The sequence below is a fragment of the Arthrobacter rhombi genome (genome assembly GCF_900163545.1).
Lineage (GTDB): Bacteria > Actinomycetota > Actinomycetes > Actinomycetales > Micrococcaceae > Arthrobacter_H > Arthrobacter_H rhombi_A.
Map to the genome: position 1 here is coordinate 142,642 of NZ_FUHW01000052.1, position 15,049 is coordinate 157,690.

Consider the following 15,049-nt stretch of genomic DNA (forward strand, 5'->3'; position numbering starts at 1 on the left):
CTAGTCACGGGTCAACACTGTTTGCTGTCATTGATCATGCAGCAAACGCTGTCGACATCGGGCTGGATCTTCCCCCGACTATCGTGGCGGCCGCGTGTGGTGGAGTATTCCTGCAGAGGCCACCCGAGTTCGTGACCTGATCTGGGCGGCTACGGATTCGGGAGGGCATGGTAGCCTCCAGATTCGCCTACTATGACGGGCGTTTCTTCGGTCAACTCCTACAGGTGGTGTCCCCAAGCGCTCCTCGAAGGAGCACGACATGTCTACTGGCCAAACGTTCGTTGTCGTCGGCGCCGGGCAAGCAGGCGGTACCGCCATTCAGAAATTGCGTTCAGAAGGATTTGACGGACGGATCGTTCTCGTCGGAGCGGAACCTCACCTTCCGTACGAGCGCCCACCCTTGTCGAAGTCCTATCTAAAAGGTGAAGGATGGCTCTCCCATAAGTCGTTGCTCGGCCAGCAGTGGTACGACGAGCAAGATGTGGAGGTCCGTCTCGAGGCCAGAGCTGTTACGTTGCGCAGCAGCGACCACCAGGTGATTCTCGACGATGGGACGACGCTGGACTACGACAAGATCCTGATCAGCACCGGGTCCAAAGCCCGCCGTTTGAAAGCTCCCGGCGCCGAACTGACCGGTGTGCACTACCTTCGAACCCTCGAAGACTCTGAAGCATTGGCTGCGGCTTTGGACGACGCGACGAACGTCGTCATCGTCGGCGCGAGTTGGATCGGCTTAGAAACTGCCGATGCCGCCCGCCAGAAGGGATGCCGGGTTATCGTGATTGGTCCAGGCCAAGCGCCGCTCGAAGCATCCATGGGAGCGCGTCTGGGTGGGTATTTCGCCGCTGTTCATCGTCGGCACGGCGTCGAGTTCCAACTGGGGTGTCGTGTGGTTGGTATCGAAGGCGAAGGAAAGGTTGAATCTGTCATCGTCGACGACGGCAGCAAATTCCTCGCCGACGTGGTGATCGTCGGAGTGGGGGCTGAACCTGAGTCCGGGTTCGTCGAAAAGGGAATGCTGGCCGAAGACGGAGGCATCCGTGTCGACCCGCAGATGCGGACGCAGGCTCCAGATGTCTTCGCAGCCGGCGATATCGCCAGCGTAGCCAATCCGCTCTATGGCCAGCAGATGCGGGTTGAGCATTGGAATAATGCGCTGATGGAGGGGAAAATTGCGGCGCATTCAATGCTCGGACAGTCCTCGAACTTCGATCCAGCACCCTTCTTCTTTACCGATCAATACGACCTTGCTGTGGAATACGCAGGACGAGTGGATGCCAGAACTGCGGACGAGCCAATTATCCGTGGCGATCTCGCTGCGGATCGGTTTCACGCTTTCTGGATTGTTGACAACGTGGTTGTTGCCGGTCTGCATGTCAACGCGTGGGATGAGGGCATCGAGCCGGTGCAGGAGTTGATCCGTTCCCAGATCTGGGTGGATCCAGTAGACCTCGCTAATCCGGCCGTGCCGCTTACGCAATTGATGCGAACGGGGCGCCCGTAGGGCCTTCCAAACCATGACCCGACATGGCGGCTGGGTTTCACGGGAGGGCATATCAGCCCGGCCCGTCACACGTTCTGTCCCCACAGGCGAGTGCGGCTGGCGGCCAAGGCACGCGACACGGCAGGGGCAGCCGCGGGGTCACCAGGGGTGGATCTCTAGGCCTGTGGGGATGAGAGAGTCTGGCCAAAGCGGTCCCACGCAGATTGGCGAGACATGCCTATAGCTTCGCCAATGCTGGCCCAACTGAGGTCTCATGGACGAGCGGCCCCAACCCAGTTTTTGAGGTGGTTCTCGACATCGTCTCCGGCTCGGGCCACCTTGGGTAGCTGGTCGAGTAATTCTTCGCCCGAAAATGTGTCCCAGGGTGCCTGAGGTCTGGGGCCGAACTTGCCGGAATAGCGGAACGGCTGCATCAGCGCTGCTCTCGGTCCTGGCGGTGGGTATGGCCATCGCATGCCAACAACTCCTCGGACTCGATCTCGCGTGGTTGGCTGCTCGGTCGATCGCTTGGTGTTTCCTCGTGTCCATTGCCGCGGGTGCCGGCGCAGAAGCGCTCCCCTGCAGTGTTCCTGCCGAAGAGTTGGGAACGCTGGGTTCGGCTCAACGCACCATCATCCTAGGTGCCATGCCGGTTGCCGCCCTGCTCGGAGGGACAGCAGCAGTCCCCATCATCCGTTCCCGATCCCGCGAGACATACCTCCAGCCCAATCCTCGCAACAATGAATCGTGAAGGCCTAGTCCTTGGCGGTCCATTGTCTTCTCAGTCCGCCATGGCCCTCAGGGGCGGGCGGGCCTGAACGAGTGAGCCCGCTTTCTCGAGCATCGCGAAAGTATTGGCCCTGCAGGACCGCCCGTTCGTCGGCAGACATTTATTGTGGTTGAGAGAGCGCCGTCCTGCGAAAGGCTCTGAGCTGTTCGCTGAACGTCACTGGTGCTCGAAAACTGAGACCCTCACAGGAGACGCCATGAATGCGGCGAAACCACTAGATGGACGGGTCGCACTGGTAGCTGGTGCAACTCGCGGGGCCGGTAGGGCGATCGCCGTGGAGTTGGCCCTGGCCGGCGCGTACGTTTATGCAACGGGACGGAGCAGCCGTTTGTCGGGACGCTCCGAGATCGACCGCCCGGAGACGATCGAAGGAACCGGAGAGGAAATGGCAAGTGCCTACGGCACTGGTTCCGCATGCGTGGTCGACCACGAAAAGCCCGAAGCTGTTGCGGCCTAAATGGAGCGGATAAGACGTGAGCGTGGTCGGCTCGACGTCCTGGTCAACGACATCTTCGGCGGCGACCGTTATGCACAGTGGGACAAGCCGCTGTGGGAGCACGATCTCGCCGGTGGGCTACGGATGCTGAGGATGGGAGTGGACACACACATCATCACCAGCCATCACGCCTTGCCCCTGATGCTGCGTACCGCCCACCAGTACGGGACGGTGGGCTTGGTGGTGGAGATGACCGATGGCACGGCAGACTACAACTTTAATTTCCGTGAAGGGGTGGGCTTCTACTACGACCTCGTCAAAGCCAATGTCGAACGAATCGTTAAGGGTTTGACCTTCGAACTTGCCGAGCACCCCGTTACTGCTGTCGGTGTCACCCCCGGTTGGCTCCGATCCGAAAAGATGCTTGAGGGTTTCGGCGTACAGGAAAGCAATTGGCGCGATGCGGTGATCGAGGAACCGGGTTTCGCGATCTCCGAGTCCCCCACCTATGTTGCCCGCGGAGTTGCAGCCTTATCGGGCTCTGGCGACGCCGGGCGTTGGTCCGGGCAGATCGTGACGTCTCGTCAGCTGGCCGATGCCTACGAGGTGACCGACACTGATGGCTCGCGGCCGGACTGTTGGGGGTACGTCAAGCGAGATGTGGTCGAAGGCCAAGCAGCACAACAGGCAGAGGAATACCGATAGGACTCATGAGGATGGGACGAGAATGCCAGCTGGCCAGTTTTGAAGGACTTTTCCGTCAAACCGAAGAAGAGCAGTATCGGGCCTGAGAGTTGGAGAGATGGTCCTCAGCTGGAGGGACGAGTGTTGTGATCATGAAGATGACTGACGTTGTTGATCTGGCCACGAGACTCCAGGGAGTCCGGCACTCAACGAGTAGTGGGCTGGATCGCTGGCAGTTCCACGGTCGGTTGATTGCGAGGCAACTCGATGACACGAGCATCGTGATCCGCGCCGACTTCGAGTACCGGGATCTGCTCCTGCGTCAATCTCCGGCTACTTTCAGAGTCCCGCAGCGATTTAAGAACCACATGATGGTCGTTGTCGACTTGCCGGAAGCAGACGTCGGAGCGGTCGAAGACGCCCTCGAAGCGGCGTGGCTGTTGCAACTCGACGGGGCCTGAGGGGCCCTCAGGTTGATCGCCGCCCGCGGTCTTCCTTGCCTGCGATGAAGAGGACTGAAGCGATAGAACGTACGGACATGGGGGGTTACCTTCGAACGAGGCAACCAGTTGAGACGCCGCTTGACGGCGCAAATGCGACGAGTACGGGCGGTAAGCCATTGAATATATTCCGTCACGAATCGCGCTTGATGCGCGACTTCTGACCGTGGCTGAGCTTGATCGTGTTGGTGCCCTCGTCCGTTCGATCCATGATGCTTCGAGCCAGTTCGCCCCGGTGCCAGCATTCATCGACGACGTGCTGTTGCCTGCGACTACCGAAGAACTCATCTGCACATCGACCTAGCTCCATGGAAACTTGTGATCGGGGACCGCTGGGTGTTCATAGATTGGGACGGGTCCGGGCCCAGTAGCCGACTGTGGGAACTCGCCGACGCGGCCCAGAGTTTCACCTTGCCGGATGACAGCGTCCCCGCGAATCCAGCTGCTCGGCGACCGGCAGCTTTCGCCGATGGGTACCGGGCCGATGCGGAGCTGCGCGAGGGGCTCCCGCAGCGATGTTCGAGCGCGCCGAGGCAAGGTATGAGCTGCTGGCAACGGCTCACGCCTCGGGGCGCGAACACTGGGGATCTATGTTCCGTCAAGGGCGCGGACGCTACTGGCACGCTGCCACTGAATAGGTTATGCGCCAGCAATCAGTCTGGGTCCGAGCGCTCTGCGCCGAGAACTCGTGAACAACGCGCCCGTTAGCTAAGAGGAGTCTCGCAAATTCTGCTTGAAGAGCCGGAGCTTTCCCAGGCGTGGCCCGGGAAAGTCAGGGCCGGTGTTGCACGATATTGACCACGGTGCCGTCGGGCGCACGCACCAGAAACCTCCGGACGCCCCAGGTTTCCGTGTTCAGCGGATGGACGATCTCATAACCACGTTCGAGTGCCTCGGCGTAGGCGGCATCGACGTCGTCGGCATGGACCGAGAACTTGGAGTCCACGGGCGAGGTCTCATCCTGTGTGACCAGCTGAAGGTTTGCCTGGCTCTGGGGTGAAGTGAATCGAGCCACCCATCCCAGATTGAATTCCTCGTTGGATAGACCTAGAAACCCGGTATAAAAGGACTTGGCAGTGTCGATGTCCTTCACGTGCACATTGGGGGTGATCTTGATCGAACGCATGAGAATCTCCTCGGGAAACTATGCCCCGATCCTCCACCGAATTTCAGTCGCTGTCGACAGTTAACGGCACCACGCTCCCCCGCGATGGGCCCGTCGGGTTCCAGGTGTAGGCTCTCATGGCGCCCGGCCAATCGACCGGGCTGAGGACGTACTTCAGGGGGGAAACCAATGGAAGATGCCATCATGACGGGCTTGATCATGTCTGTCGTCGGCCTGGTCATGGCCGTGTTCGGGTGGCTGGGCTTTGCGCGCCGTCTCCCGGCCAACGCGATGATCGGGATCCGTTTGCCGGCCACAAGGGTATCCGACGAGGCGTGGGAAGAAACACATGTGGCCGCTGGACCGTGGCTGATTCTTTCCGGCCTAATCCCCTTTTTCGCAGGCGTGTTCATCTTGTTGATGGGGGCGGCGCTACCGGAATGGACGGTCCTGGCCGCGTATGCGGGGATGCTCATTTTCGTCCTGGTTGGCACGGCACTCGGTGTTCGAGCGGCGAATGCCGTGAACAGCTCTATCTAGTGGCGAGCACTGCAATTCCAGTGCAGGCGCAGGCCCAGAGCACGCTGGCGAACGTCCCGAGGATGAATCGTTCCGCGGCTCCATCTTTGCCAAGTTCTGCGTAGCGGCCCAGCCCCTTCACCGCCAACACGATGGCTAGACCCTCCGGCCACCCCGACCAGAGGGTCGAGGCTATGGCGGTTCGTTCCAGCAGCCCGATCCAGGCACCACCCTGCAGGACGACTTGTCCTGAAGAATTGGTACGACGTGTCCCCGTCGTTTCTTCGTTGGGCGGAAGCGTGAAGTGCCGGGCTTCTGCCTGCGGGTTGCCCGCCGCACGGAGGTCCGCCTCCACACTGCGTTCCGAGAGGCGCAAGATACTCATGGTTACTGGTCCTCCACCGATGGAGGCCGCGATAACGGAGAAGGACGCCGCAGCGCCCCACGCGATACTTGTCCAGCCACCAGTGGCGGCGACGAGGGCGGCAGCGGCCAAGAGGAGTAGTTGGGCTGCAGCGGTGATGTAGAGCCAACGGTTTGTGATGCCTCGGAATCGGCGGAAATACTGGGGTAGTCCGAAGAGGCCAGCCAGGAGCAACAGGATCAGAACGGGCATCGATTAATCGTCTCCGTCGAATTGGGCGGTGTATCGGGCCAAGGCTAGACCAGCCTGATCGGCCAGTTGTCGGCAGGGGAACCACAAGCCGGACGCCAGCCGACTGGACACGGCTTGTTGGGTGATCCCCAAACGGGTTGCCGCTTCGCGTTGGGAAAAGCCCGAGTCGACGAGGAGCCCAGCGGCCCGTGAAGCTTCGGTCCGCCGGGCGTTGACCTCGGCGACGAGCTGAAGTTCGGCTTCGAGGCGTTGCGCCTCTCCCCCGGCACCAGCTACAGCCACGGATGCCGGAGCGTGCTTGGCACGTTCAACAGCATCTCGTGCTGCTTCGAAGGCCTCTCCAGCGCCGGCCCGCGTTTGTTCCGGCAGCGGGTTTTTTACGCTGCCCACACCAAGCCCGATGCTCCAATGCCCCTCCCGGGCCACCTCAAGCAACAGGCGTACGGCCGCGGCACCGTCATCCATAACGCCTTGCAGTTCATCCCCCGCGGTCCGTTCGAAGGCGCGGACCACGGGGTACTCCGCGTTCAAGGCGGTGACTAGTTCTTCGACACGGTCAGGATTATGCCGTGAATCCCGTTGGTCGATGGTTAGGACGATCATAGGAACAATACTAAAACTTTGTTTATACAGAAACAAGGGTCAGGCTTTGTTGCTGACTTCTTTTCGGTGGAGGCACCGATAGGCTGGCACCTATGCGCAACCCACGAAAATGGCTTCCACTACTCGTCATCGATCTGCTCCTGGTCATCATCTTCGCCATGTTGGGTCGCCGCTCACATGCCGAAGGTCTAGACATCGCAGGCACCTTGAGTACCGCGGGTCCATTTTTGATCGCACTCCTGGTCTTCTCCGGTATCGGCCTGATGTGGCGCCACCCCAACCGCATCTGGCCGAACGGCGTGACCACGTGGATTGGCACCGTCGCCCTCGGGCTCATTCTTCGCGTGCTTTTCGGAGCAACGGCTGCGGGACCATTCATTATCGTGGCGACCCTGGTTCTAGGGATCTTCCTCCTGGGGCGTCGGCTTATATCAGGGCTTTTGGCCCGTCGTAAAGTGCGCTCCGCTGGTGCCGTGAACTAGGCTCAAGGCAGGTAATAGGTGCCGGGTGCCCCCGGTGCCGGAAGGTGGAAGGACACGAGATGATCACCGCATTTGTCATGATCCAGACCGTAGCGGACAGTATTCCAGAATGCGCGCAGAAGATCTCCGAGCTGGAAGGGATCAGCGAAGTCTATTCCGTGGCTGGCGACTGGGATCTCATTGCCATTGCCCGAGTCCGCAATCACGAGGATCTGGCCGAGGCCATCGCCAATAAACTCTCGAAGGTGGACGGTGTCGTCGAGACCACCACCCATATCGCCTTCAGGTCATATTCCCAGCATGACCTTGACGCCGCCTTCTCCCTCGGCCTCGAATAAACCCTGGGACGGTTCCACTTCCGGGAGCCCGGTGCTGCCCGCGGCGCACCGGGCTCCTTTGGTTTTACTGCCCGACGGCAGTAGCGGCGATCCAGCGGCTGAGAACATCATGTGCGGCGCCGGAGTCAATGGCCTCCTCCGCACGCCTTGCAGCAGCCTCCAGGCGCCCCGTGAGGCTACTGTCAGCGGAAGGGGCGAAGGCCACCAGCCCTGCCGCAGCATTGAGCACCACGGCGTCACGCACCGGCCCCCGTGCCCCGTTGAGAATCTCGTGGACGACGGCGGCGTTATATTGCGCATCTCCCCCACGTAAATCGTCCAGAGTGGCCCGAGCCAACCCCAGGTCCTTCGCGTCGAGGATCGAGGCGCTGACGGCACCGTCGCGGACCTCCCAGACATGGTTTGCCGTGGTCGTTGTCATCTCGTCGAGGCCGTCATCGCCCCTGAAGACCAACGCCCGTGACCCTCGGGCCGCCAAGACACCGGCCATGAGCGGAGCCATGCGTTCATCGGCGCAGCCGATGGCCGATGCCGTGGGTCGTGAAGGGTTCGTGAGCGGGCCCATGAAGTTGAAAGCCGTCGCGACCCCCAGACCCGAACGGGCCGCCGCGGCGAAACGCATCGACGGGTGGAACATCTGGGCGAAACAGAACGTGATCCCCGCTTCACTCAGGATGGCGCCAAGTCGCTCGGCGGGGGCGTTGAGTCGGACCCCAAGAGCTTCCAAGACGTCGGCGGAACCGGAGGACGACGACGCGGCGCGGTTTCCGTGCTTGACCAGTCGGGCCCCGGCACCAGCGCAGACCAATGCTGACATCGTGGAGATGTTCACGGTGTTGTGACGATCACCACCCGTGCCGACGATGTCGAGTTTCTCGCCCGGAATATCCAGCGGCCGGGCGTTGGAGATCATCCCCTCGACGAGTCCCGCCAACTCATCCACTGATTCGCCCTTCGCTCGAAGGGCAACCAGGAAACCGGCGATGTGGATGTCTGAAGCATTTCCGCCCATGATTTCGCTCATCGCCCACGTCGCATCCGCGGTCGAAAGATCGTCACCACGGATGAGCGAGGTGAGCATGGTTGGCCAATTTGGGAACTCTGATGGCGTAGAAATCGTTGACACGCACCTAGGTTATCTACGTTTTGTAGAAAGTGCGGAATTGTTTCTCCCCTGATATTCCGCGGAACTTAGGCCTGACCGGGTCAAAAAGAGGCGACTCGGCCTCGAATGCATTGGTGTCAGGAGCACTTTTGTAGCCATAATGGCTCTGTGACAACTGCGACTCATAACCTCAATGCCCAGGCGCACCCTGCGCCTAACCGTCCCAACATGGTGTCGGTCGGAACCGTCGTCTGGCTTTCCAGCGAGCTGATGTTCTTCGCCGCGCTTTTCGCCATGTACTTCACACTCCGTGCTGCCTCGCCGGAGTTGTGGGCGAACGAGACCTCCAAGTTGAACGTCCCGTTCGCACTTATCAACACGCTCATCCTGGTTTCCAGTTCCTTCTCTTGCCAGCTCGGTGTCTTCCGTGCTGAGGATCTCCAGCCGCGCCGCCTCGGTGGTCTGCTGAACGTCCGCAAGTGGGGAATGACCGAGTGGTTCATCGTGACGTTCATCCTCGGTGCGATCTTCGTCGCCGTGCAGGCGTTCGAATACACCGAATTGGTCCACCACGGCGTGTCACTGAGCTCCAATGCCTACGGTTCCGCCTTCTACATCACGACAGGCTTCCACGGCCTGCACGTTGCCGGCGGGCTCATCGCGTTCATCCTGATCATCGGTCGGGCGTACGTGGCAAAGAAGTTCGGCCACTTCGAGGCGACTTCAGCCATTGTCGTGTCCTACTACTGGCACTTCGTCGACGTCGTGTGGATCGCACTGTTCGCGATTATCTACTTCCTGAAGTAGCACCCGCCTTAGGCACCCCAAGCATCACCAACCAAATCAAGTGAGGAACCAGCAAGTGAAGGCTCTTTCGCAAAGGCGCCGCCATCCGCTCGCCGCCGTAGCGCTGCTTTTGATGGGCCTGCTCATCACCGGCGGCCTGTACGCCGCGGCGGGCAGCGTCAACGAGGCCAAGGCCGCGACGACTTATAGCGCCAGTGATGTCAATGAAGGCAACAAGCTCTTCGTCGCCAACTGCGCCACCTGCCACGGCATGAACGCCGAAGGCTCAGCAGATGGCCCCTCGCTTGTCGGTGTCGGCGCTGCAGCCGTCGACTTCCAGGTTGGCACCGGACGCATGCCGATGCAGATGCAGGGTCCACAGGCCCAGGCCAAGCCGAAGCAGTTCAGCGACGAGGAAACACAGAAGCTCGCAGCGTACGTCGCATCCCTCGGCGCCGGCCCCGCAGTGCCGGACGACGAGGCAGTTGACACGTCACAGGGCAACTCGGCAGCCGGTGGCGAGGTCTTCCGCGTCAACTGCGCCATGTGCCACAACGCCGGTGCTGCCGGTGGTGCTCTGACGCGTGGCAAATTCGCTCCGGGACTCTCCGATGTCAGCGGCAAGCATATCTACGAGGCCATGGCGACCGGCCCACAGAACATGCCCGTCTTCAATGACTCGAACATCACCCCCGATGAGAAGCGCGATGTCATCACGTTCCTCCAGGAAATCGATGCGCAGGGCTCCCCCGGCGGTGCCAGCCTCGGCTCCCTTGGCCCGGTCTCTGAAGGCCTCCTCATCTGGACCGGTGGCCTGGCCATCGTCATCGCCTTCACGATCTGGTTGACCTCACGGCCGTCCTGATCCGGCGCTGCGGGCTCCGTCCCGCACACCACACTTCGTACCAAAGAATTTTGAGAAAAGGATGAGAGAGAACATGGGCGACCATAGTCACGGCAGTCCGAACGATCCGGGCACCGTTGCTAAGGCCGGTCAGGGCTCCGTGGAAAGTTTCCAGGACCCGGGCCTGCCCCCGCACCGGCCGCGTCTCGCCGACGTTGACCCGCGCGCCGCTAAACGGGCCGAACGCCAGGTATCCCTGCTGTTCGTGGTGTCCATTCTGGGCACAGCACTGTTTTTCGTCGCTTACTTCGTCGTGGGACGTACGGATTCAATCAGCGGCATCCGGCTGCAGAACACCTTGCTGGGTCTAGGCACCGCCTTCGCGATGCTAGGCATCGGTGTCGGTATTGTGCACTGGGCGAAGACCCTGATGCCTGATCACGAGATCACCGAAATGCGTCATGAGATCCGGCCCGAGGCTGACCGCCAGGAAGCCGAAGCCATGATTGGCGATATCCTCGAGGAAACGGGAATCAAGCGCCGTCCGCTGATCCGCAACTCGCTGATTGCCGCCGTGGCATTGGCTCCGATCCCGGCGATCTTCATGTTCCGCGACCTGGATCGCACCGGTGCCACCGCCAGTGAGATCGTCGACCGGTTGCGGTACACGATGTGGGATAAGGACACCAAGCTGGTCCGCGACCCCTCGGGAACACCGATCAAGGCATCGGATGTGCAGATCGGTTCGGCATTCCACGTGATCCCGGAAGGCCTCGACGACGCCGAGGACCCGCTGAACGAGAAGGCCAAGGCAGTTGTCCTGCTCATGCGTCTGGATCCCAAGGAGATGCACATCTCCCCGGAACGCGAGACCTGGCACCACGACGGAATCGTGGCCTATTCCAAGATCTGCACCCATGTGGGTTGCCCCGTGGCCCTCTATGAGCAGCAGACGCACCACCTGCTGTGCCCGTGCCACCAGTCCACCTTTGACCTCACGCAGGAATGCAAGGTCATCTTCGGTCCGGCCGGTCACGCACTTCCGCAACTTCCGATTACCGTCGATTCGGAGGGCTACCTGATCGCCCAGAGCGACTTCCATGAGCCCGTCGGTCCGAGCTACTGGGAGCGTGGCTAATCATGTCCTCAACTACCGAGTACCGTCCCAAGACTTCAACCGGCAGGATTGCGAACTTCGTTGACACCCGTGTCGGCGGTTCGGCCATGGTCAAGGAATTCGGTCGCAAGATCTTCCCCGACCACTGGTCGTTCATGTTCGGCGAGGTGGCGTTGTACACCTTCGTCATCCTGCTGATCTCGGGAACATTCCTGACGTTCTTCTTCGATCCTTCCATGGCACACACCGTCTACGAAGGAAGCTACAACCCGCTCAAGGGCGTCCACATGTCGGTGGCCATGGCCTCGACCATGGACATCTCCTTCGATGTCCGCGGCGGCTTGTTCATGCGCCAAGTCCACCACTGGTCGGCACTGCTCTTCGTGGCAGCCGTATCGGTGCACATGCTGCGCGTGTTCTTCACCGGGGCTTTCCGCAAGCCGCGTGAACTGAACTGGATCGTTGGCGGCACCCTGCTGATCCTGGCGATGGCTGCCGGCTTCACCGGCTACTCGCTCCCCGACGACCTGCTCTCGGGTAACGGCCTGCGCATCATCGACGGCGTCATCAAGGCACTGCCGGTTGTTGGTACCTTCATCTCGGCCTTCCTGTTCGGTGGCGAGTTCCCCGGAACTGCGATTATCGGGCGTCTGTACATGATGCACATCATGTTGGTGCCCGCGTTGATCTTGTTGATGATCGGTATTCACCTGTTCATGGTGGTCGTCCACAAGCACACGCAGTACCGCGGCCCCGGCCGGACCAACGACAACGTCGTCGGCTTCCCGGTTGGTCCGGTCTACGCAGCCAAGGCCGGTGGGTTCTTCTTCATCGTGTTCGGCATCGTTGCCCTGATCTCGGGCTTCTTCCAGATCAACCCGATTTGGAACTACGGGCCGTATGACCCCTCCCCCGTTTCGGCTGGCACGCAGCCCGACTGGTACATCGGTTGGGTTGATGGCGCCTTGCGCCTGATGCCTGGGTACTTGGGCAACTTCAGCCTGGAGTGGATCATCCCGTTCCCTTGGGGCGGCAACAACCTCATCCTGAACGTACTGATCCCGATGATTCCCGCGGCGATCCTTATCGGTGCCATGTTCGCGTGGCCATGGATCGAACGTTGGGTCACCAAGGACGACCGTGAACACCACCTGCTGGACCGTCCGCGCAACGCCCCGTTCCGCACCGGTGTCGGCGTCGCCGGCGTCATTTGGTACTGCGTCATGTGGTGTGCCGCGTCCTCGGACCTCATTGCCACACACTTCCACGTGTCACTGAACGACGTCACGTACTGGCTGCGGGTGCTGTTCTTCATGGGACCGATCCTCGGGTTCATTGTCGCCCGCCGTATCGCTCTGGCACTGCAGCGTAAGGACCGCGAGATCGTCCTCCACGGACGTGAAGCAGGCATCATCCAAATGTCTCCCGAGGGCGGCTTCTCGGAGCAGCACGTCGAATTGGATGTGTATAAGCGCTATAAGCTGGTCGCCTTCGAGTCCCATGAGGTCATGCCGGCTGAAGCCGACAGCGTCGGACATGTCACCCGCGGCGAAAAGGCCCGTGGTGCGGTTTCTAAGTTCTTCTTTGAAGATCGCGTCGCACCGGTCACCCCGGCCGAGCTGGAGGCCGCACACGGCCACCACGCGCCGGCCGTCGAGGGATCTACGGAAGAGGCCTCGATCGATCGGTAGCCGGTAGCGGCTTCGACGAAAAAGGGACCCCGACCACACGGTCGGGGTCCCTTTTTCGCGTGCCCGGCGGCGCATCGAGGCAGAGCGGGAGACGCCAGGTTGGAAGGGCAATGGGCCTGGAGGCGGGCGTCCGAGGTTCCTTCGCCACCCCTGAGAACTTACGTCCCTCTGTGGGCCACAGAAATCGACGACGGTAGCCACGCGGCGGGTCAGCACACCCGGAGCGCAACCTGAGCTCTCACCCCTTCGAGGGTTTCCTAGACTGTGTTCACCGAGCGGCGCGGACACCATGTCGCAAACTTTGCCTCGGCAGTCGCGGCCTCGTGAAGCAGCTGCCGGGACCGTAACCCGCAACCACCTGCGCCCCCCCTGGACGCGGACACCCCTCCGCTCTGCGGGCGGAGGACCATAACAGCGGGCAGTCTGGATAGCGCGCTGCGAAATCGGCTATCCATCCGAAGCGATCCTATAGTGTTCATCAGACCTTCAAGGAGCCACTCTAGGGTCGGAGGAGGCCACCGGGTCATAAGGACCGGGGTTGGCGTGTGCCGGGCCGCTGGAGAGGCACGAAGAGCTTATAGCGATCGGCGCGGTAGAGGGAGACGGAATAGTCAACGAGCTCGCGTTTAACGTAGGCATGGCGCTGGATCTTCAACAGCGGCGTTCCAGCGTCGACTCCCAGATGCTTGGCGTCGTGATGGGTTGCTGCCGTCGCCTCGACCTGGTCTTCACCCCATTGCATGACCAGCCCGTAACGTTCATTCAGCGAGGCATAGAGCTGGCGAGGTGCCGGGTCATCAAGAAAACCCGGGACCCGGTGTAAGGGAAGGTAGTTCTCATCCAGGTTCATCGGAAGTCCGTCGGCCAAGAGGAGACGACGAAGCCTGACGACAGGAGTGCCGTCGTCCAATTCCATCTCACGGGCGAGTTGACCCGTGGCAGGTACCTCATCGAAACGTAGAACACGACCGGTGGGGACCATCCCACGACGCACCATTTCCTCGCTGTATGAGGTCAGCTTGACCTGGAGGTCGACCTTGGGGAAGGCAGCGAACGTACCGACACCGACGATGCGCTCCAGCACCCCGTCGTCGACCAGTGCGTCAATGGCGTTCCTGACCGTCATGCGGGCAACCCCGAACTGTTCGGTCAGTTCACGTTCGGAGGGAATGGCCCGGCCCGGATCGCAGACGGTGGTGGCATGGTGGCGCAGGATCTGTTTGACCTGTTCATGCTTCTTCAGCGACGACGAAGCATCCAGGGTTCCGGTAACGGGAACCGGGGGCCTATGGGACATAACGTACTCACCATCCATCAACGCGCTCGTGGGGCCATCTTACCGTCGGTGCCCGGGCATCTTCGGCTACCCGATACACAGAGAGGGGCGGTTCCTTCCCGAAGGAAAGAACCGCCCCTCTTACGTCGGAGACTCGTGCTTAGTGCGCGTGGTCTCCGCGGCTGTATTCATACACCCAACCGACCAGGGCGATGACACACAGGCCAGCACCGATGTAGGTGACCCAGAAACCCACGGCAATGCCGAGGAATCCTATCGCGGCAGCGGTGCCCAGAACCAGCGGCCACCAACTCCAAGGAGCGAATTTGCCGATGACGCCGGCGTTCTCGTGGATCTCGCCATCGACACGGTCTTCCGGACGATCGCCGACACGCTTGGCGGTCGAGTAGAGGTAGAAGCCGACCATCAGGCCGAGTCCCGCACAGAGGCCCAGGGCCAGAATCCCGACCCATTCCGTCCAATCGGTCATGATGCCGTAGAAGACCATCACCGGGACGAAGAAGAGGAAGAGGACGAGAAAGAGTCCAGTTTCAACTTTCATGGTTACACGTCCTTCTGATCGGCCGGACCGAATACGGCGGAGGCCGCACCCGCAGGAGTCACCCTCGCCGAGAGCTCCGGATGGTGGAGGTCCAAGGCCGGGCGCTCGGAGC

The 15,049-nt window shown here is 61.1% G+C and carries 19 protein-coding genes; 13 read left to right on the forward strand and 6 right to left on the reverse strand.

Features of this window, described 5'->3' with window-relative positions; translation table 11 throughout:
• The first annotated feature begins 259 nt into the window (after window positions 1-259).
• From FM101_RS15115 to FM101_RS15800, 6 genes are all read left to right on the forward strand, one after another.
• Window positions 260-1,504: an NAD(P)/FAD-dependent oxidoreductase gene (locus FM101_RS15115; protein WP_087001139.1), complete on the forward strand. Its 1,245-nt coding sequence runs from the start codon at window positions 260-262 to the stop codon at window positions 1,502-1,504.
• 442 nt (window positions 1,505-1,946) lie between these two features.
• The gene (locus FM101_RS15120; protein WP_087001141.1) at window positions 1,947-2,234 is read left to right on the forward strand and encodes a hypothetical protein; all 288 of its coding nucleotides are present in this window, start codon (window positions 1,947-1,949) and stop codon (window positions 2,232-2,234) included.
• A 235-nt stretch (window positions 2,235-2,469) separates the two neighbouring features.
• Window positions 2,470-2,730, forward strand: a complete 261-nt coding sequence (locus tag FM101_RS16030; RefSeq protein WP_241895162.1) for a hypothetical protein — start codon at window positions 2,470-2,472, stop codon at window positions 2,728-2,730.
• Window positions 2,731-3,414, forward strand: a complete 684-nt coding sequence (locus FM101_RS15125; protein ID WP_241895161.1) for an SDR family oxidoreductase — start codon at window positions 2,731-2,733, stop codon at window positions 3,412-3,414. It abuts the gene before it with no gap.
• 131 nt (window positions 3,415-3,545) lie between these two features.
• A complete protein-coding gene (locus tag FM101_RS15130; protein WP_143269308.1) occupies window positions 3,546-3,854 on the forward strand; it encodes a hypothetical protein in 309 nt (102 codons plus the stop codon).
• A gap of 205 nt (window positions 3,855-4,059) precedes the next feature.
• On the forward strand, window positions 4,060-4,197 hold the full coding sequence (locus tag FM101_RS15800) for a hypothetical protein (protein WP_158225839.1): 138 nt from the start codon (window positions 4,060-4,062) through the stop codon (window positions 4,195-4,197).
• A 468-nt stretch (window positions 4,198-4,665) separates the two neighbouring features.
• Here FM101_RS15800 and FM101_RS15135 read toward each other — a convergent pair whose 3' ends face one another.
• Window positions 4,666-5,019: a VOC family protein gene (locus tag FM101_RS15135; RefSeq protein WP_087001145.1), complete on the reverse strand. Its 354-nt coding sequence runs from the start codon at window positions 5,017-5,019 to the stop codon at window positions 4,666-4,668.
• Between the two features lie 168 nt (window positions 5,020-5,187).
• On the opposite strand from FM101_RS15135, the gene FM101_RS15140 reads away from it, so the two are divergent.
• Window positions 5,188-5,538: an SdpI family protein gene (locus FM101_RS15140; RefSeq protein WP_087001147.1), complete on the forward strand. Its 351-nt coding sequence runs from the start codon at window positions 5,188-5,190 to the stop codon at window positions 5,536-5,538.
• On the opposite strand, the gene FM101_RS15145 is transcribed toward FM101_RS15140, so the two are convergent.
• Window positions 5,531-6,133 carry a hypothetical protein gene (locus tag FM101_RS15145; RefSeq protein WP_087001148.1) on the reverse strand — a complete coding sequence of 201 codons (603 nt, stop codon included), beginning with the start codon at window positions 6,131-6,133 and terminating at the stop codon, window positions 5,531-5,533. The two genes, FM101_RS15140 and FM101_RS15145, sit on opposite strands and share 8 nt — an antisense overlap.
• Before the next feature lie 3 nt (window positions 6,134-6,136).
• Window positions 6,137-6,736 carry a hypothetical protein gene (locus tag FM101_RS15150; protein ID WP_087001150.1) on the reverse strand — a complete coding sequence of 200 codons (600 nt, stop codon included), beginning with the start codon at window positions 6,734-6,736 and terminating at the stop codon, window positions 6,137-6,139.
• A 92-nt stretch (window positions 6,737-6,828) separates the two neighbouring features.
• On the opposite strand from FM101_RS15150, the gene FM101_RS15155 reads away from it, so the two are divergent.
• Entirely contained in the window at window positions 6,829-7,218 is a 390-nt protein-coding gene (locus FM101_RS15155; RefSeq protein ID WP_087001152.1) for a DUF3054 domain-containing protein, read from the forward strand.
• 59 nt (window positions 7,219-7,277) lie between these two features.
• Window positions 7,278-7,556, forward strand: coding sequence for an Lrp/AsnC family transcriptional regulator (locus FM101_RS15160; RefSeq protein WP_087001154.1), 279 nt, complete (start codon window positions 7,278-7,280; stop codon window positions 7,554-7,556).
• A gap of 64 nt (window positions 7,557-7,620) precedes the next feature.
• Here FM101_RS15160 and trpD read toward each other — a convergent pair whose 3' ends face one another.
• Window positions 7,621-8,637 carry an anthranilate phosphoribosyltransferase gene (gene trpD / locus FM101_RS15165; protein WP_087001156.1) on the reverse strand — a complete coding sequence of 339 codons (1,017 nt, stop codon included), beginning with the start codon at window positions 8,635-8,637 and terminating at the stop codon, window positions 7,621-7,623.
• Window positions 8,638-8,829: 192 nt separating this feature from the next.
• Between trpD and ctaE the strand changes: the two genes are divergently transcribed.
• The 4 genes from ctaE (at window position 8,830) to qcrB (ending at window position 13,099) form a co-directional block, all read left to right on the forward strand.
• Window positions 8,830-9,468 (forward strand): aa3-type cytochrome oxidase subunit III, encoded by a 639-nt coding sequence (gene ctaE, locus FM101_RS15170; RefSeq protein ID WP_087001158.1) that lies wholly within the window; start codon window positions 8,830-8,832, stop codon window positions 9,466-9,468.
• A 55-nt stretch (window positions 9,469-9,523) separates the two neighbouring features.
• Complete coding sequence (gene qcrC, locus FM101_RS15175; RefSeq protein WP_087001160.1) at window positions 9,524-10,312, forward strand: cytochrome bc1 complex diheme cytochrome c subunit; 789 nt, start codon at window positions 9,524-9,526, stop codon at window positions 10,310-10,312.
• Between the two features lie 73 nt (window positions 10,313-10,385).
• On the forward strand, window positions 10,386-11,429 hold the full coding sequence (gene qcrA / locus FM101_RS15180; RefSeq protein ID WP_087001162.1) for a cytochrome bc1 complex Rieske iron-sulfur subunit: 1,044 nt from the start codon (window positions 10,386-10,388) through the stop codon (window positions 11,427-11,429).
• Between the two features lie 2 nt (window positions 11,430-11,431).
• The gene (qcrB, locus tag FM101_RS15185; protein ID WP_087001164.1) at window positions 11,432-13,099 is read left to right on the forward strand and encodes a cytochrome bc1 complex cytochrome b subunit; all 1,668 of its coding nucleotides are present in this window, start codon (window positions 11,432-11,434) and stop codon (window positions 13,097-13,099) included.
• A gap of 523 nt (window positions 13,100-13,622) precedes the next feature.
• Here qcrB and FM101_RS15190 read toward each other — a convergent pair.
• Together FM101_RS15190 and FM101_RS15195 are read right to left on the reverse strand one after the other, a co-directional pair.
• A complete protein-coding gene (locus FM101_RS15190; RefSeq protein WP_087001166.1) occupies window positions 13,623-14,396 on the reverse strand; it encodes a GntR family transcriptional regulator in 774 nt (257 codons plus the stop codon).
• Between the two features lie 139 nt (window positions 14,397-14,535).
• Window positions 14,536-14,937 carry a cytochrome c oxidase subunit 4 gene (locus tag FM101_RS15195; RefSeq protein WP_087001168.1) on the reverse strand — a complete coding sequence of 134 codons (402 nt, stop codon included), beginning with the start codon at window positions 14,935-14,937 and terminating at the stop codon, window positions 14,536-14,538.
• Between the last annotated feature and the right edge of the window lie 112 nt (window positions 14,938-15,049).